Below are 17,444 nucleotides of genomic sequence, written 5' to 3'. Positions count from 1 at the left end.
GATGGCGGCGCACGCGCCTTATCCGGCCTACGGCACGGTGCCGTCTGTAGACCTGATAAGCGTAGCGCCATCAGGCAAAGGTGTTGCGCGGTTCGTAGGCCTGATAAGCGTAGCGCCATCAGGCAAAGATGTTGCGCGGTCTGTAGGCCTGATAAGCGTAGCGCCATCAGGCAAAGGTGTTGCGCCGTTTGTAGGCCTGATAAGCGCAGCGCCATCAGGCAAAGATGTTGCGCGGTCCGTAGGCCTGATAAGCGTAAGCGCCATCAGGCAAAGGTGTTGCGCGGTCCGTAGGCCTGATAAGCGTAAGCGCCATCAGGCATTCCTGGGATTGTCATTGATAGCCTATACAGATCTTTTACATCTTCCCGGCATCACCGATGCACCCCTTGTGCTATCATTCGCTCCTTTGGAGCGCCTGTGAACGGCTGGCGTGCATATCAATTGCTGTCTATTTTCAGCGAAATAACAAGAACTTGTGGTGACAGATGACCAGTAGCTATCTGCATTTTCCGGAATTTGATCCGGTCATTTTCTCAATTGGGCCCGTTGCGCTGCACTGGTACGGCATGATGTACCTGGTCGGTTTTGTCTTTGCAATGTGGCTGGCGATTCGCCGGGCAAACCGTCCGGGCAGCGGCTGGACCAAAAACGAAGTTGAAAACTTACTCTATGCCGGTTTTCTCGGCGTTTTCCTCGGTGGCCGTATTGGTTACGTCCTGTTCTACAACTTCCCGCTGTTCCTGGAAAATCCGCTCTATCTGTTCCGCGTCTGGGATGGCGGCATGTCCTTCCACGGCGGCCTGATCGGCGTCATTCTGGTGATGGTGATCTTCGCCAGACGCACTAAACGTTCTTTCTTCCAGGTATCCGATTTTATCGCGCCGCTGATTCCTTTTGGTTTAGGCGCAGGGCGTCTGGGGAACTTTATCAACGGCGAGCTGTGGGGGCGCGTCGATCCGAGCTTCCCGTTTGCCATGCTGTTCCCGGGCTCTCGCGCGGAAGATATCGCGCTGTTGCCGTCAAACCCGCAGTGGCAGTCGATCTTTGATACCTATGGCGTTCTGCCTCGCCATCCGTCCCAGCTGTATGAGCTGGTGCTGGAAGGTATCGTGCTGTTCATTATTCTTAACCTGTTTATCCGCAAGTCGCGCCCGATGGGGGCTGTCTCTGGCCTGTTCCTGATTGGCTATGGCGCGTTTCGTATCATTGTTGAATTCTTCCGCCAGCCGGATGCGCAGTTTACCGGCGCATGGGTACAGTACATCAGCATGGGGCAGATTCTCTCTATCCCGATGATTGTCGCTGGTGTGATCATGATGGTTTGGGCTTACCGCCGCAGCCCACAGCAACACGTTTCCTGAGGAACCATGAAACAGTATTTAGAACTGATGCAAAAAGTGCTGGATGAAGGCACACAGAAAAACGACCGTACCGGAACCGGAACGCTTTCCATTTTTGGTCATCAGATGCGTTTTAACCTGCGGGAAGGATTTCCGCTGGTGACGACGAAGCGCTGCCATTTACGCTCCATCATTCACGAGCTGTTGTGGTTCCTGCAAGGCGATACCAACGTCGCTTACCTGCATGAAAACAATGTGACGATCTGGGACGAATGGGCCGATGAAAACGGTAATTTAGGCCCGGTATATGGCAAACAGTGGCGCGCATGGCCTGCGCCGGACGGTCGCCATATTGACCAGATCACCACGGTCATGAACCAGTTGAAAAATGACCCGGACTCCCGCCGTATTATTGTTTCCGCCTGGAACGTCGGCGAGCTGGATAAAATGGCGCTGGCGCCGTGTCATGCGTTCTTCCAGTTCTATGTTGCGGACGGCAAACTCTCCTGCCAGCTGTATCAGCGCTCCTGCGACGTCTTCCTGGGGCTGCCGTTTAATATCGCCAGCTATGCGTTACTGGTGCATATGATGGCGCAACAGTGCGACCTGGAAGTGGGCGACTTTGTCTGGACTGGCGGCGACACGCACCTGTACAGCAACCATATGGAACAGACGCACCTACAGTTAAGCCGCGAACCGCGCGCGCTGCCGAAACTGGTGATCAAACGTAAGCCTGACTCTATCTTCGACTACCGTTTTGAAGATTTTGAGATTGAAGGCTACGACCCGCATCCTGGCATTAAAGCGCCGGTCGCTATCTGACCTGAGCTCATCCTGTCATAACCGACGTCCTTGCGCGTCGGTTTTTTTTACCCCGTACGCCATTCTTCGGCGCTGATTCCCGAATTTTTGCAACGCGCTGTAATACGATAACTATTTCTCGTAACGCGCCGAATAATCTGCATTCTTGCCTCGTCATTTTCTCCGCCCCCGGCATACTGCCGCTATGAAAAAACAACAGGGCTATACGCTCATTGAAACAATGGTCGCAATGCTTCTTATGGTTAGCCTTAGCGCTACAGGGCTCTATGGCTGGCAGCGTTGGCAACAGCAGCAACGGTTATGGCAAACCGCCAGCCAGCTGCGGGATTATTTGCTGCAACTGCGTGAGGATGCGAACTGGCGCAACCGGGATCACATTGTTCAGGTCATCAGAGAACGCGGCGGCTGGTGCTTTGTCAGCACTGCTTCGGCGCAAGGTGCCTGTACGCCAGACGCGCCGTTTGTCTTTATTCCAGCATGGCGCGATATCGACATGGTGGAGATCACCCCCTCGCTGGCGTTTTTTGGTCTGCGCAATACCGCCTGGGCTGGGCATATCCGCCTGAAAAACGCCGCGAGCGAATGGCGTCTGGTGGTTTCGTCCTGGGGGCGAATCCGGCTCTGTGAGGGACGCGAGGCCGAAGCATGTCGATGAACGAGCGCGGTTTTTCTCTGCTGGAGGTACTTATCGCGATGGCGATAAGCAGCATGCTACTGCTCGGCGCGGCACGATTTTTACCCGCGCTACAGCGTGAGATTCTACAGACCACGCGGCAGCTGTTGCTGGAAGATGAGATCTGGCAGCGTGCTTATACCGTGGCAAAACACCTGCAACGCGCGGGATATTGTCGGGGAAACTGCACAGGGAAAGGACTGGTGATTGCCGGGCAGGGGGAGTGCGTTATCGTACAGTGGGATGCCAATAATAACGGGCGCTGGGAGACTGCGCCGGGAAAAGAGGCCGAACAGATCGGGTTTCGTTTAAACAATAAAACGCTGGAAACACTGCGCGGGGCAACATCATGCGCAGATAAAGGGTGGGATAAAATGACCGATCCCGATACGGTACAGATTGAGGCATTTAACGTTGAGCGTCAGGAGATGCCCGGTTTTACGCCGGTACTGACGCTGTCTCTTCGGGGGCGCAGTAAAGCGGCTTCTAAAACCGCTGTTGAGGCGCAATACAGCGTCACCGGGTTTAATCTGTGAAGCGTGAACGGGGTGTGTCCTCTCTGGTGATGGTGCTTTTGCTGCTGGTATTGGGCAGCCTGCTGCTTCAGGGGGCAAACCAGCAGCAGGCGAGTTTTTCCACTCTGGTGGCGACAGAAAGCCGGGCCTTGCAGCGTCAGGCGGTGGCGCAGTCGGCGCTGGAATGGGGAAGGATGCAGTCATGGTCGGCGCAGGCTGCGGTTGAGTGTCGGCAATACGCCACGCCGAATGCCCGCGTTTGCCTGCGCCTGCTCGCGAACAACACCGCTTTATTGATTGCGCAGTATGATGGCGCATCGGTCTGGCGCCTGGGAGCGCGGGAGGAAAGCGGCGTTGTATTTTCTCCGCATGGATGGAGCGATTTTTGCCCGTTGAGTGAGGTGGCGTTATGCCAGATACCCTGAACAGGCAGCGTGGTTTTAGTCTGCCGGAAGTGATACTGGCGATGGCGCTGCTGGTGATCACCGTCACCGCGTTATCGGGTTATCAGCGGGCGTTGATGACGAGTCTTGTCGTCAGGGCGCAATATCAACAGCTCTGGCGGTACGGCTGGCAGCAAACGGCGCTGTATTCATTTTCACCTCCCGAAAGCTGGCAGACCAACCGAATGCAGACAACACAAGCGGGATGTGTCAGCATCAGCGTTAAACTCATTTCCCCTTTGGGCAGGCAAGGCCAGATGTTGCGCTTACACTGCCCGAAAAGTCAGTAGTCAGGAGTTGCTATGTTAAGGGTCTACCACTCCAACCGTCTGGACGTGCTGGAAGCGTTAATGGAATTCATCGTTGAGCGCGATCGGCTTGACGATCCCTTTGAACCCGAAATTGTGTTGGTTCAAAGTACCGGTATGGCGCAGTGGCTGCAAATGACCCTTTCGCAGAAATTTGGTATCGCCGCGAATATCGATTTTCCGCTACCCGCGAGTTTTATCTGGGATATGTTTGTACGCGTGCTGCCTGATATCCCGAAAGAGAGCGCGTTCAGCAAGCAAAACATGAGCTGGAAGCTGATGACGCTGCTGCCGCAACTGCTGGAGCGTGAGGATTTTACGCTACTGCGCCACTATCTGACGGACGACGCTGATAAGCGCAAACTATTCCAGCTTTCCTCGCGTGCCGCCGATCTTTTCGATCAGTATCTGGTCTATCGCCCCGACTGGCTTACCCAGTGGGAGGCGGGGCAGATGGTTGACGGGTTCGGGGAGGCTCAGATCTGGCAGGCGCCGCTGTGGAAGGCGCTGGTGGAATACACGGCTGAACTGGGGCAGCCGCGCTGGCACCGTGCGAATGTGTATCAGCGTTTTATCCAGACGCTGGAAAATGCGACAACCAGCCCGACGGGGCTGCCTTCGCGCGTCTTTATTTGTGGTATTTCCGCGCTGCCGCCGGTGTATCTCCGGGCCTTGCAGGCGCTGGGAAAGCACATCGAAATCCATCTGCTGTTCACTAACCCCTGTCGTTATTACTGGGGGGATATCAGAGACCCTGCCTGGCTGGCAAAACTGGTGGCTCGTCAGCGTCGTCACAGCTTTGAGGAGCGCGACTTACCGCTGTTTCGCGATAACCAACGCGCCGGGGAGTTATTTAATAGCGATGGCGAGCAGGATGTCGGGAACCCGATGCTGGCGTCCTGGGGGAAGCTGGGGCGGGATTACATCTACTTGCTTTCCGAACTGGAAAACACACAGGAACTGGATGCGTTTGTCGATATTCCCCCGGACAACCTGCTTCATAACATTCAGGCGGACATCCTTGAGCTGGAAAGTCGCGCGGTGGCTGGGGTGAACCTCGAAGAGTACGCCCGAAGCGACAACAAGCGTCTGCTTGACCCGAATGACGCCAGCGTGACCTTTCACGTATGCCATAGCCCGCAGCGTGAAGTGGAGATCCTGCACGATCGTCTGCTGGCGATGCTGGAGGCCGACCCGACGCTGATGCCGCGCGATATTATCGTCATGGTGGCGGATATCGACAGCTATAGCCCCTTTATTCAGGCCGTATTTGGCAGTGCGCCTGCCGAACGCTATCTGCCTTATGCTATCTCCGATCGCCGGGCGCGTCAGTCGCATCCTGTTTTGCAGGCGTTTATCAGCCTGCTGTCGTTGCCGGACAGCCGTTTTGTCTCTGAAGATGTGCTGGCGCTGCTGGACGTGCCGGTTCTGGCGGCTCGGTTTAACATCAACGAAGAAGGGCTGCGCTATCTTCGCTTATGGGTCAATGAGTCGGGTATCCGTTGGGGGATTGATGACGACAACGTGCGCGAGCTGGCGCTTCCTGCAACGGGGCAGCATACCTGGCAATTTGGCCTGACGCGTATGCTGCTGGGTTACGCGATGGAAAGCGCGCAGGGCGAATGGCAGTCCGTGCTGCCTTATGACGAGTCCAGCGGGCTGATTGCAGAGCTGGTCGGGCATCTGGCGTCCCTGCTTATGCAGTTGAACCTTTGGCGTCGCGGGCTGGCGCAGGCGCGTCCGCTGGAAGAGTGGCTCCCGGTTTGCCGCGACATGCTCAATGACTTTTTCCTGCCCGATGCGGAAACGGAAGCCGCGATGACCCTTATCGAGCAGCAATGGCAGGCGATTATCACCGAAGGGCTTGAGGCGGAGTATGACGATGCGGTGCCGCTGTCTCTGTTACGGGACGAGCTGGCGCAAAGGCTGGATCAGGAACGCATCAGCCAGCGTTTTCTGGCGGGGCCGGTAAACATCTGTACGCTCATGCCTATGCGTTCTATCCCCTTTAAGGTTGTGTGTCTCCTTGGTATGAATGACGGCGTCTATCCGCGTCAGCTGGCGCCGCTCGGTTTTGACCTGATGAGCCAGAAACCGATGCGCGGGGATCGTAGCCGTCGCGATGATGACCGCTACCTGTTCCTTGAGGCCTTAATTTCTGCGCAGCAGACGCTCTATATTAGCTACATCGGGCGCTCTATTCAGGATAACAGCGAACGTTTCCCGTCAGTCCTGGTGCAGGAACTGATGGATTATATCGGGCAAAGTCACTATTTGCCGGGAGATGAAGAACTGACCAGCGATGAGAGCGAGGCCCGCGTGAAAGCGCATATCGCTCGCCTGCACACGCGGATGCCGTTTGATGCGCAAAACTATCTTCCCGGAGAACAGCAAAGCTACGCGCGCGAATGGCTGCCTGCTGCAAGTCAGTCAGGCGAGGCCCATTCTGATTTTGTGCAGCCGTTGCCCTATGAACTCCCTGAGACGTTGACGCTGGAAAAACTTCAGCGCTTCTGGGCACATCCGGTGCGGGCGTTTTTCCAGATGCGGCTACAGGTGAATTTCCGCGCGGAAGAGAGTGAAATTCCCGATACGGAGCCGTTCATTCTGGAAGGGCTAACCCGCTATCAGCTTAATCAGCAGTTGCTTAATACGCTGGTCGAAGAAGAGGATGCCGGGCTTTTATTCCGTCGCTTCCGGGCGGCGGGCGATCTCCCGTATGGCGCTTTTGGCGAGATCCTCTGGGATACGCAGCGTCAGGAGATGCAGTCGCTGGCGGACAGGATTATCGCGTGTCGTCAGCCGGGGAAAAGTATGGAAGTTGATCTGCTCTGCAATGGCGTGCAGATCACGGGGTGGTTGCCGCAGGTGCAGGAAGACGGTTTGTTGCGCTGGCGCCCATCTTTAATAAGCGTTGCGCAGGGAATGCAACTTTGGCTGGAACACCTTGTCTATTGTGCCTGTGGCGGAAAAGGCGAAAGTCGTTTGTTCCTGCGTAAAGAGGGAGAGTGGCGCTTCCCGCCGTTAGAGGCTGAACAGGCGTTAACTTACCTCGCACAGCTGATTGACGGTTATCGGGAAGGGATGTCATCCCCACTGCTGGTTCTTCCTGAAAGCGGCGGCGCATGGATAAAAGCTTGTTATGACGCGGCGAATGATGCCATGTTAGATGATGCTGACACGCTGCAAAAAGCCCGGACGAAGTTCTTACAGGCTTATGAAGGTAACATGGTGATACGCGGAGAAGGGGATGATATCTGGTATCAACGGTTGTGGCGACAGCTGGAGCCGAAGACGATAGAGAGCATTATTTCTCAGTCTCAACGTTATCTGTTACCGCTATTTCGTTTTAATCAGTCGTGAGGGTTGTATAAAAATTGCGCAATTAAATGGCTTCATTTATGATGCGTTTTCTGTCACGGACTGATTTTACAATAAGAGATGCTGACTCGTTTAGCACACAGTTTTGTCCTGCTCAATAAGCGCCAGCGTCGCGCTCGCGCTTCACCTGAGCGGGAAAGAAAGTTAATGATGAGGTTCGTGAATGCCCCGCAGCACCTGGTTCAAAGCGTTATTGTTGTTTGTCGCCCTTTGGGCACCCTTAAGTCAGGCAGATACCGGTTGGCAGCCTTTGGCGGAAACCATCCGTAAAAGCGAGAAAGATACGCGTCAGTATCAGGCGATTCGTCTGGACAATGACATGGTGGTTTTGCTGGTATCCGACCCGCAAGCGGTAAAATCGCTTTCCGCGCTGGTGGTGCCTGTTGGATCGCTGGAGGACCCCGATGAACATCAGGGGCTGGCGCACTATCTCGAACATATGAGTCTGATGGGATCTAAAAAATATCCCCAGCCTGACAGCCTTGCCGAATACCTTAAAATGCACGGCGGCAGCCATAATGCCAGCACCGCGCCGTATCGTACCGCCTTCTATCTGGAGGTGGAAAACGACGCCCTGTCAGGTGCGGTCGATCGCCTTGCCGATGCCATTGCCGCCCCGTTGCTGGATAAAAAATATGCCGAGCGTGAGCGCAATGCGGTCAATGCCGAACTGACGATGGCGCGTACGCGAGACGGTATGCGTATGGCGCAGGTCAGCGCAGAAACCATCAACCCGGCGCACCCGGGTTCGCGCTTCTCTGGCGGCAATCTGGAAACCTTAAGCGACAAACCGGGCAATCCGGTTCAGCAGGCGTTGCAGGCGTTTCACGAAAAATATTATTCAGCGAACCTGATGAAGGCGGTGATTTACAGTAACAAACCGCTGCCGGAACTGGCGCGTATTGCGGCTGAAACCTATGGCCGGGTGCCGAATAAAAATATCAAAAAGCCGGAAATTACCGTGCCGGTAGTAACGGACGCGCAAAAGGGCATCATCATTCATTATGTGCCTGCTCTGCCGCGTAAAGTGCTGCGCGTAGAGTTTCGTATTGATAACAACAGCGCGCAGTTTCGCAGCAAAACCGACGAACTGGTGACCTACCTGATTGGCAACCGTAGCCCGGGAACGCTCTCCGACTGGCTGCAAAAACAAGGATTAGTGGAAGGCATTCGTGCGGACTCCGACCCGGTGGTTAACGGTAACAGCGGCGTACTGGCCATTTCTGCTACCCTGACGGACAAAGGGCTGGCGAACCGGGACGACGTTGTCGCCGCCATCTTCAGCTATCTCAACCTGTTACGTGAAAAAGGCGTGGATAAACGCTACTTCGATGAGCTGGCGCATGTGCTGGATCTCGACTTCCGTTACCCCTCTATCACCCGTGATATGGATTACGTCGAATGGCTGGCGGATACGATGATTCGCGTTCCGGTGGAACATACGCTGGATGCGGTGAATATCGCCGATCAATACGATGCGGCGGCGGTGAAATCACGCCTGGCGATGATGACGCCGCAGAATGCGCGTATCTGGTACATCAGCCCGAAGGAACCGCACAACAAAATGGCCTATTTTGTCGACGCGCCTTATCAGGTGAATAAAATCGACGACAAAACGCTCGCCGACTGGCAGCAAAAAGCGCAGGGCATTGCGCTGTCATTACCGGAGCTTAACCCCTATATTCCAGACGATTTCACGCTGATCAAACCGGAGAAGGAATATCCTCACCCGGAGCTGATTGTCGATGAACCGGATTTGCGCGTGGTTTATGCGCCGAGCCGTTATTTTGCCAGCGAGCCTAAGGCGGATGTCAGCGTTATTCTGCGTAACCCGAAAGCAATGGACAGCGCCAGAAACCAGGTGATGTTTGCGTTAAACGATTATCTCGCGGGGATCGCGCTCGACCAGTTAAGCAACCAGGCATCGGTCGGCGGGATTGGCTTTTCCACCAACGCCAACAATGGTCTGATGCTTAACGCGAACGGTTACACGCAGCGCTTGCCGCAGCTTTTCCAGGCATTGCTGGAAGGGTATTTCAGCTACACCGCGACGGAAGAACAGCTGGAACAGGCGAAATCCTGGTATGCACAGATGATGGATTCCGCAGAAAAAGGGAAGGCCTACGATCAGGCGATTATGCCGGCACAGATGCTTTCTCAGGTGCCTTACTTCCAGCGTGATGAACGCCGTAAGCTGTTGCCTTCGATCACGCTGAAAGAGGTCATGGCTTACCGCGATACGTTAAAAGCAGGCGCGCGACCGGAGTTTCTGGTGATTGGCAATATGCGCGAAGCGCAGGTGAAAACCATGGCGCGGGATATCCAACAGCAGCTTGGCGCCAACGGTTCAGAGTGGTGTCGCAATAAAGACGTACTGGTGGATAAAAAGCAGTCGGTCATCTTTGAGAAGGCGGGGAGCAGCACTGACTCCGCGCTGGCGGCGGTATTCGTTCCAACCGGTTACGATGAATATGCCAGTTCAGCCTACAGCGCGATGTTAGGGCAAATCGTTCAGCCGTGGTTCTATAATCAGTTGCGTACTGAAGAACAGTTAGGCTATGCGGTGTTCGCTTTCCCGATGAGCGTCGGGCGTCAGTGGGGGATGGGTTTCCTGCTGCAAAGCAGCGACAAGCAACCGTCTTATCTCTGGGAGCGTTACAAAGCATTCTTCCCAACGGCGGAAGCGAAGCTGCGGGCGATGACGCCGGAAGAGTTTGCGCAAATTCAGCAGGCGATCATCGCGCAGATGTTGCAAGCGCCGCAAACGCTGGGCGAAGAGGCGTCGAAATTAAGCAAAGATTTCGATCGCGGCAATATGCGCTTTGATTCACGTGATAAAATCGTGGCTCAGATTAAACTGCTGACGCCGCAAAAACTTGCCGATTTCTTCCATCAGGCGGTGGTTGAGCCGCAAGGCATGGCGATACTGTCACAGGTTTCCGGCAGTCAGAACGGGAAAGCAGAGTACGTGCGCCCGGAAGGCTGGAAAGTGTGGGAGAACGTCAGCGCGTTGCAGCAAACCTTACCCCTGATGAGTGAAAAGAATGAATGATGCCGCTGAGTCCCTTGATCCTTTACGCTTGCCCCTCACGGGCGAGCGTCTGATTGAAGCCTCTGCGGGCACTGGCAAAACGTTTACTATCGCCGCGTTGTATCTGCGCCTGCTGCTCGGATTGGGCGGCTCTGCCGCCTTTCCCCGACCGCTGACCGTGGAAGAACTGCTGGTCGTGACGTTTACCGAGGCGGCCACCGAAGAGTTACGCGGCCGCATCCGCAGCAACATCCATGAACTGCGTATCGCCTGTCTGCGTGAAACTACCGATAACCCGTTATATGCCCGCCTGCTGGAAGAGATCGAGGATAAAAAGCAGGCGGCGCAGTGGTTACTGTTGGCGGAAAGACAGATGGATGAGGCGGCAGTATTCACCATCCACGGTTTTTGCCAGCGCATGCTCAGCCTGAATGCGTTTGAGTCCGGCATGCTGTTCGAGCAGCAATTAATCGAAGATGAATCCCTTCTGCGCTATCAGGCCTGCGCCGACTTCTGGCGGCGTCACTGTTATCCGCTGCCACGCGAAATTGCCCAGGTTGTCTTTGAAGCGTGGAAAGGCCCCCGGGCGCTACTGAAAGATATCGATCGTTATTTGCAGGGCGAAGCGCCGGTCATCAAAGCACCGCCGCCGTCAGACGAGACGCTGGCGTCTCGCCACGAACACATTTTGTCGCGTATTAACGCCCTGAAGCAGCAATGGTGCGCGTCCGTTGATGAACTGGATGGGGTGATAGAGTCGTCGGGAATCGATCGCAGAAAATTCAATCGCGGCAACCAGACGAAATGGATCGAGAAGATCACGGCGTGGGCGCAGGCGGAAACGCAAACCTATCAATTACCCGATGCGCTGGAGAAATTCTCCCGGCGATTCCTGGAAGAGAGAACCAAAGCGGGCGGCATAACCCCGCAGCATCCGCTGTTTGTCGCCATTGAGGAACTGTTGGCTGAACCGTTGACGATAAAAGATCTGCTGATTACCCGTGCGCTGGCGGAAATCCGCGAGACGGTTGCGCAGGAAAAACAACGCCGGGGTGAATTAGGTTTCGACGACATGCTGAGTCGTCTGGATGTTGCGCTGCGTAGTAATAGCGGCGATGCGCTGGCAAGCGCAATTCGTGGCCGTTTCCCGGTGGCGATGATTGATGAATTTCAGGATACCGACCCGCAGCAGTACCGCATTTTCCGCCGCATCTGGCGGCATCAGCCGGACACCGCGCTGTTGCTGATTGGCGATCCGAAACAGGCGATTTATGCGTTTCGCGGCGCGGATATCTTCACCTACATGAAAGCCCGCAGCGAGGTCAGCGCCCATTATACGCTGGATACCAACTGGCGTTCCGCACCGGGCATGGTCAACAGCGTGAATACGTTGTTCAGTCAGATGAACGACGCCTTTATGTTCCGCGAAATTCCATTTGCGCCGGTTAAATCGGCCCAGAAGAACCAGTTGCTGCGCTTTGTGCTGAACGGCGAGACGCAGCCCGCCATGAATATGTGGTTGATGGAAGGGGAAAGCTGCGGCATTGGCGACTATCAGAGTTACATGGCGCAGGTGTGCGCGACGCAAATTCGTGACTGGCTGAAAGCCGGGCAAACTGGCGATGCGCTGCTTGTTAGCGAGAAAACCTCACGACCGGTTCGAGCCTCGGATATCAGCGTGCTGGTGCGAAGCCGCCAGGAAGCGGCGCAAATTCGTGATGCGCTGACGCTGCTGGCGATTCCGTCCGTTTATCTCTCCAACCGCGACAGCGTATTTGAGACGCTGGAAGCGCAGGAAATGCTGTGGATCTTACAGGCCGTCATGACGCCAGAGCGTGAAAATACGCTGCGTAGCGCGATGGCGGCCTCGATGATGGGGTTGACCGCGCAGGACATCGAAACGCTGAATAACGACGAAAATGCCTGGGATGCGGTGGTCGAAGAGTTCGACGGCTATCGTCAAATCTGGCATAAGCGCGGCGTCATGCCCATGCTGCGCGCGCTGATGTCAGCGCGGAATATTGCCGAAAACCTGCTGGCGACGGCGGGAGGCGAGCGCCGCCTGACCGATATTCTGCACATTAGCGAATTGTTGCAGGAAGCCGGTTCGCAGCTGGAAAGCGAGCATGCGCTGGTGCGCTGGCTGTCGCAGCATATTCTTGAGCCGGACAGCAATGCCGCCAGCCAGCAACTGCGGCTGGAAAGCGATAAACATCTGGTGCAAATCGTCACCATCCATAAATCAAAAGGGCTGGAATACCCGCTCGTCTGGCTGCCTTTTATTACCCATTTCCGCGTGCAGGATCAGGCGTTTTATCACGATCGCAATTCGTTTGACGCGGTGCTGGATCTCAGCCACGCCGAGGAGAGCGTTGAACTGGCGGAAGCAGAGCGTCTGGCGGAAGACCTGCGTTTGCTTTATGTGGCGCTGACCCGTTCGGTGTGGCATTGCAGTCTCGGCGTTGCGCCGTTGGTGCGTCGTCGCGGAGATAAGAAAGGCGATACCGATGTACACCAGAGCGCGCTCGGGCGCCTGCTGCAAAAAGGTGAGCCGAAAGATGCCGCCGGGCTTCGCGCCTGCATTGACGCGCTTTGCGGGGAGGATATCACCTGTCGGACGCCAGCCGAACCGGACAGCGAACGCTGGCAGGTAACGGAAGCGTCGCGTGCGGCGCTAAGCGCCAGAGCATTACGCCGAATGCCTGCCGACAACTGGCGAGTAACCAGTTATTCCGGCTTACAGCAGCAAGGCCATAGCGTCGCCCAGGATCTAATTCCGCGTCTGGATGTGGATGCTGCCGGGGTAGGAGACGTGGTGGAAGAGCCGGAACTGACGCCGCACCAGTTCCCGCGAGGGGCATCGCCGGGTACATTCCTGCATAGCCTGTTTGAAGACCTCGACTTTACGCAGCCCGTTGACCCGGCCTGGGTGCGGGAAAAACTGGAGCTTGGCGGTTATGACGCGCACTGGGAGCCGGTTTTAACGCAGTGGCTGGACGCTGTTTTGCAGGCTCCCCTGACCGAACGCGGCGTGAGTCTGCGTCATCTTTCTGCCCGTGAAAAACAGGTGGAGATGGCGTTTTATCTGCCGATCGCACAGCCGCTTATCGCCAGTCAACTGGATGCGCTGATTCGCCGGTTTGATCCGCTCTCGGCGGGCTGCCCGCCGCTCGACTTCATGCAGGTTCGCGGCATGCTGAAAGGGTTTATCGACCTGGTGTTTCGCCATGAAGGGCGGTATTACCTGCTCGATTACAAATCAAACTGGCTGGGCGAAGACAGCACGGCCTACACTCAGGAGGCGATGGCCTCAGCGATGCAGGCGCATCGCTATGACCTGCAATATCAGCTGTATACGCTGGCGTTGCACCGCTATCTGCGCCATCGCATCGCCGATTATGACTATGAACGCCATTTCGGCGGCGTGATCTACCTTTTCCTGCGCGGCGTTGACCGTGAATATCCACGGCAGGGCATTTTCTCGACCCGGCCGGACGGCGAACTGATTGCGTTAATGGATGAGATGTTTGCAGGCGTTGTAGCGGAGGAGGCGCAATGACAATTCAGAAGCGATTACTGGAGGCCGTAGAACAAAAGCTGTTGCGGCCATTAGACGCTCAGTTTGCGCTGGCGGTTGCCGGGCAGGACGATCCGTGTGTGACGCTGGCCGTTGCATTGCTCAGCCGCGATGCCGGGGAAGGGCATGTCTGTATGCCGCTTTCGCGCCTGACGATAACGGAAGAGTCGCATCCGCTACTGGTCTCCTGGTTTAGCGAGAGGGACGCACCTGAAGACTGGACATCGTGTCTGCTGGCTTCCGGGGCGGTCAGTCAGGGAGAGCGGCCAACGCCGTTGATTCTGCATGAAGATCGCCTTTACCTGAACCGGATGTGGAGTAACGAGCGCACGGTAGCCCGCTTTTTTAGCGAGGTTAACCAGGCGATCGCGGTAGATGAACAGCAACTGGCCCGCACGCTGGATGCGCTTTTCCCGCCGACGGATGACGTCAACTGGCAAAAGGTGGCGGCGGCCGTGGCGTTGACGCGCCGTATTTCCGTCATTTCCGGCGGGCCTGGCACCGGTAAAACCACTACCGTGGCGAAGCTGCTGGCCGCGTTGATTCAGATGGCGGACGGCGAGCGATGCCGTATACGACTGGCGGCGCCGACGGGGAAAGCGGCGGCGCGTCTTACCGAGTCGCTTGGCGCGGCATTGCGCCAGCTTCCGCTCACGGATGAGCAAAAAAAACGCATCCCGGATGACGCCAGTACGTTGCACCGGCTGTTGGGCGCACAGCCCGGTAGCCAGAGGCTGCGCCATCACGCGGGAAATCCGCTGCATCTGGACGTGCTGGTGGTGGATGAGGCATCAATGATCGATTTGCCGATGATGTCGCGGCTAATTGAGGCGCTGCCGCCGCACGGACGCGTGATTTTTCTCGGCGATCGCGATCAGCTGGCTTCCGTTGAGGCGGGGGCGGTGCTGGGCGATATCTGCGCCTGGGTAAATGCCGGATTTACCGCCGGGCGCGCACAGCAGCTGAGCCGATTGACGGGAAGCCCCATTCCTGCGGGCGCAGGCACGGAGGCGGCCTCTTTGCGCGATAGCCTGTGTTTGCTGCAAAAAAGCTATCGCTTCGGGCATGATTCCGGCATTGGTCAACTGGCGGCAGCCATTAATCGCGGCGATAAAGCGGCGATGAAAACGGTCTTTCAGCAGGGATTCAGCGATATTGAAAAACGAACGCTACAGAGCAGCGAGGATTACGCCGCCATGCTCGATGAGGCGCTGGCCGGTTATGGGCGTTATCTGGCGCTTGTTCGCGAGGGCGCGGAGCCGGGGGCGATTATTCAGGCTTTCAATGAGTACCAGTTGTTGTGCGCGCTGCGTGAAGGGCCGTTTGGCGTTGGCGGTCTGAATGAACGCATCGAACAGGTTATGCTGCAAAAACGCAAAATTCAGCGTCACCCGCACAGCCGCTGGTATGAAGGGCGTCCGGTAATGATTGCGCGCAATGACAGCGCGTTGGGGTTGTTCAATGGCGATATCGGCATTGCGCTCGATCGCGGCCAGGGGTTGAGGGTGTGGTTCGCCATGCCGGATAGCAGCATTAAGTCGGTGCAGCCCAGCCGTTTGCCGGAGCATGAAACAACCTGGGCGATGACGGTGCATAAATCGCAGGGATCGGAGTTCGATCATGCGGCGCTGATTTTACCCAGCCAGCGCTCGCCGGTTGTGACCCGTGAGCTGGTGTATACCGCCGTGACGCGCGCACGTCGTCGCCTGTCTCTCTATGCCGATGAACGGGTTTTGAGCGGGGCAATTGCGACGCGCACGGAGCGACGTAGCGGACTGTCCGCGTTTTTTAATAACGGGCTGTGAGGCAAGTTGCCGGATGGCGCCTGCGCTTATCCGGCCTACAGCATCCCCGTAGACCCGATAAGACGCTTTAGCGTCGCCGTCAGGCAAAATGGGTTATCCCAAATCTGCCATCAACACCTTTGAACGACGCTGATAGTTGTACATCTCTTTTTTGCTCTCGGGCAGCAGCTCGATATCCACCGGCGTAAACCCACGTTCCTGGAACCAGTGAATACTGCGCGTTGTCAGCACAAACAGCTTGCTGAGGCCCATCTGCCTTGCCTGCACGGCGATCCGCTCCAGCAAGACTTCGCCACGCGATGAACTGCGATAATCTGGATGTACCGCCACGCAGGCCATTTCGCCGATTTTTTCTTCGGGGAAAGGGTACAGCGCGGCGCAGGCGATGGTCAGATTATCTCGCTGGATAATCGTGAATTTGTCGATCTCCATCTCCAGTTGTTCACGGGAGCGGCGCACCAGAATCCCCTGTTGTTCCAGCGGGCGAATCAGCTCCAGGATCCCGCCGATATCGTTAATGGTGGCGCGGCGAATCTGCTCGGCGCTCTCCATCACGATTTGCGTCCCGATCCCGTCGCGTGAGAACAGCTCCTGCAATAGCGCGCCGTCTTCCTGGTAGCTAATCAGATGGCAGCGACGCACGCCGCTGCGACAGGCTTTCACCGCGCCGCGCAGGAACCGCACGGTGCCTGAATTGTAATCGCCTTTTTCTTCCTGTGCTTCAACGCGTGCCTGCGCTTCGTTCGGGAAAAGTTCGGAAACGATGTCGCCTTCGTCGTTAGTTACCCCTTGCGACGAACAGAAGCCGATCATCTTCTCCGCCTTCAGTTTGATAGCGAGCTGGGTGGCGATCTCTTCTGAGGTCAGGTTAAAACTTTCGCCTGTGACGGAAACCGCGACCGGCCCCATCAGCACAATTGCGCCGCTGTCTAACTGGCGATGAATCGCCTCTTCATCAATACGGCGAATGCGTCCGCTGTGGCAGTAATCCACGCCGTCATCCACGCCCAACGGCTGTGCAATAATAAAATTGCCGCTGACGACGTTGATGTGCGCGCCCTGTAAGGGGGTGTTGTTCAGGCTCATCGACAGACGGGCGGTGATATCCAGCTGCAACGTGCCTGCCGCCTGCTTAACCAGTTCCAGCGTTTTGGCGTCCGTCACGCGGGTATTTTTGTGGTACAGCGGCTCATGGTGATGTGCGGCAAGGTTCGCGTCGATTTGCGGACGCGCGCCATAGACCACCACCAGGCGAATGCCCAGACTGTGCAGAAGCCCGATGTCATTGACGATACTGGAGAAATTTTCATGCTCAATGGCCTCACCGCCAAGCATAATGACAAACGTTTTTCCCCGATGGGTATTGATATAGGGAACAGAATGGCGGAATCCCTGTACCAGTTCGGTTCTACGTTCCTTCACCACGGCACACCCTCATTGCATGATTATTCGAAATTAATGTATTTTTATTCTGTTTTTCCGTCGCACGCAAGCGCAAATTTTAATCCCGCTGAAGTTTTCTCCCAGTAATACCGTGAATACAAAAAGA

General features: G+C 56.1%; 11 protein-coding genes. 10 read left to right on the top strand and 1 reads right to left on the bottom strand.

Translation table 11 applies throughout. The annotated features are described in order from the left end of the window. The first annotated feature begins 485 nt into the window (after positions 1-485). The 10 genes from lgt to recD all read left to right on the top strand — a co-directional run bounded on the left by lgt (position 486) and on the right by recD (position 15,895). The gene (lgt, locus tag OGX75_RS11805) at positions 486-1,361 is read left to right on the top strand and encodes a prolipoprotein diacylglyceryl transferase (RefSeq protein WP_047461522.1); all 876 of its coding nucleotides are present in this window, start codon (positions 486-488) and stop codon (positions 1,359-1,361) included. Between the two features lie 6 nt (positions 1,362-1,367). Next, positions 1,368-2,162 carry a thymidylate synthase gene (thyA, locus tag OGX75_RS11800; RefSeq protein WP_012134943.1) on the top strand — a complete coding sequence of 265 codons (795 nt, stop codon included), beginning with the start codon at positions 1,368-1,370 and terminating at the stop codon, positions 2,160-2,162. A 184-nt stretch (positions 2,163-2,346) separates the two neighbouring features. Next, on the top strand, positions 2,347-2,817 hold the full coding sequence (locus OGX75_RS11795) for a prepilin peptidase-dependent protein (protein WP_286451143.1): 471 nt from the start codon (positions 2,347-2,349) through the stop codon (positions 2,815-2,817). Continuing rightward, complete coding sequence (locus OGX75_RS11790; RefSeq protein ID WP_115181205.1) at positions 2,808-3,371, top strand: prepilin peptidase-dependent protein; 564 nt, start codon at positions 2,808-2,810, stop codon at positions 3,369-3,371. The genes OGX75_RS11795 and OGX75_RS11790 overlap by 10 nt, the downstream gene beginning before the upstream one ends. Continuing rightward, positions 3,368-3,775, top strand: coding sequence for a DUF2509 family protein (locus OGX75_RS11785; RefSeq protein WP_115181206.1), 408 nt, complete (start codon positions 3,368-3,370; stop codon positions 3,773-3,775). The genes OGX75_RS11790 and OGX75_RS11785 overlap by 4 nt, the downstream gene beginning before the upstream one ends. Next, positions 3,760-4,083 carry a prepilin-type N-terminal cleavage/methylation domain-containing protein gene (locus OGX75_RS11780; RefSeq protein ID WP_115181207.1) on the top strand — a complete coding sequence of 108 codons (324 nt, stop codon included), beginning with the start codon at positions 3,760-3,762 and terminating at the stop codon, positions 4,081-4,083. Before OGX75_RS11785 ends, OGX75_RS11780 begins: the two co-directional genes overlap by 16 nt. A gap of 12 nt (positions 4,084-4,095) precedes the next feature. Next, on the top strand, positions 4,096-7,464 hold the full coding sequence (gene recC / locus OGX75_RS11775) for an exodeoxyribonuclease V subunit gamma (protein WP_286451144.1): 3,369 nt from the start codon (positions 4,096-4,098) through the stop codon (positions 7,462-7,464). A 181-nt stretch (positions 7,465-7,645) separates the two neighbouring features. Beyond that, positions 7,646-10,534 carry a pitrilysin gene (ptrA, locus tag OGX75_RS11770; protein WP_286451145.1) on the top strand — a complete coding sequence of 963 codons (2,889 nt, stop codon included), beginning with the start codon at positions 7,646-7,648 and terminating at the stop codon, positions 10,532-10,534. Further along, the gene (recB, locus tag OGX75_RS11765; RefSeq protein WP_286451146.1) at positions 10,527-14,072 is read left to right on the top strand and encodes an exodeoxyribonuclease V subunit beta; all 3,546 of its coding nucleotides are present in this window, start codon (positions 10,527-10,529) and stop codon (positions 14,070-14,072) included. The genes ptrA and recB overlap by 8 nt, the downstream gene beginning before the upstream one ends. Beyond that, the gene (recD, locus tag OGX75_RS11760) at positions 14,069-15,895 is read left to right on the top strand and encodes an exodeoxyribonuclease V subunit alpha (protein ID WP_248622663.1); all 1,827 of its coding nucleotides are present in this window, start codon (positions 14,069-14,071) and stop codon (positions 15,893-15,895) included. Before recB ends, recD begins: the two co-directional genes overlap by 4 nt. A gap of 93 nt (positions 15,896-15,988) precedes the next feature. Here recD and argA read toward each other — a convergent pair whose 3' ends face one another. Continuing rightward, complete coding sequence (gene argA / locus OGX75_RS11755; RefSeq protein WP_024130906.1) at positions 15,989-17,320, bottom strand: amino-acid N-acetyltransferase; 1,332 nt, start codon at positions 17,318-17,320, stop codon at positions 15,989-15,991. Between the last annotated feature and the right edge of the window lie 124 nt (positions 17,321-17,444).

This window comes from Citrobacter sp. CK199, assembly GCF_030333285.1.
In the GTDB taxonomy this organism is placed as follows: Bacteria; Pseudomonadota; Gammaproteobacteria; order Enterobacterales; family Enterobacteriaceae; genus Citrobacter_B; species Citrobacter_B koseri.
The sequence above is the reverse complement of the archived record's forward strand: the minus strand, read 5'-3'. Positions and strand labels throughout refer to the sequence as shown.

What these genes read in the sequence shown, in the direction of transcription:
- lgt (WP_047461522.1), top strand. Translation starts at nt 486, where the DNA reads ATGACCAGTAGCTATCTGCATTTTCCGGAATTTGATCCGGTCATTTTC.
- thyA (WP_012134943.1), top strand. Translation starts at nt 1,368, where the DNA reads ATGAAACAGTATTTAGAACTGATGCAAAAAGTGCTGGATGAAGGCACA.
- OGX75_RS11795 (WP_286451143.1), top strand. Translation starts at nt 2,347, where the DNA reads ATGAAAAAACAACAGGGCTATACGCTCATTGAAACAATGGTCGCAATG.
- OGX75_RS11790 (WP_115181205.1), top strand. Translation starts at nt 2,808, where the DNA reads ATGTCGATGAACGAGCGCGGTTTTTCTCTGCTGGAGGTACTTATCGCG.
- OGX75_RS11780 (WP_115181207.1), top strand. Translation starts at nt 3,760, where the DNA reads ATGCCAGATACCCTGAACAGGCAGCGTGGTTTTAGTCTGCCGGAAGTG.
- recC (WP_286451144.1), top strand. Translation starts at nt 4,096, where the DNA reads ATGTTAAGGGTCTACCACTCCAACCGTCTGGACGTGCTGGAAGCGTTA.
- ptrA (WP_286451145.1), top strand. Translation starts at nt 7,646, where the DNA reads ATGCCCCGCAGCACCTGGTTCAAAGCGTTATTGTTGTTTGTCGCCCTT.
- recB (WP_286451146.1), top strand. Translation starts at nt 10,527, where the DNA reads ATGAATGATGCCGCTGAGTCCCTTGATCCTTTACGCTTGCCCCTCACG.
- recD (WP_248622663.1), top strand. Translation starts at nt 14,069, where the DNA reads ATGACAATTCAGAAGCGATTACTGGAGGCCGTAGAACAAAAGCTGTTG.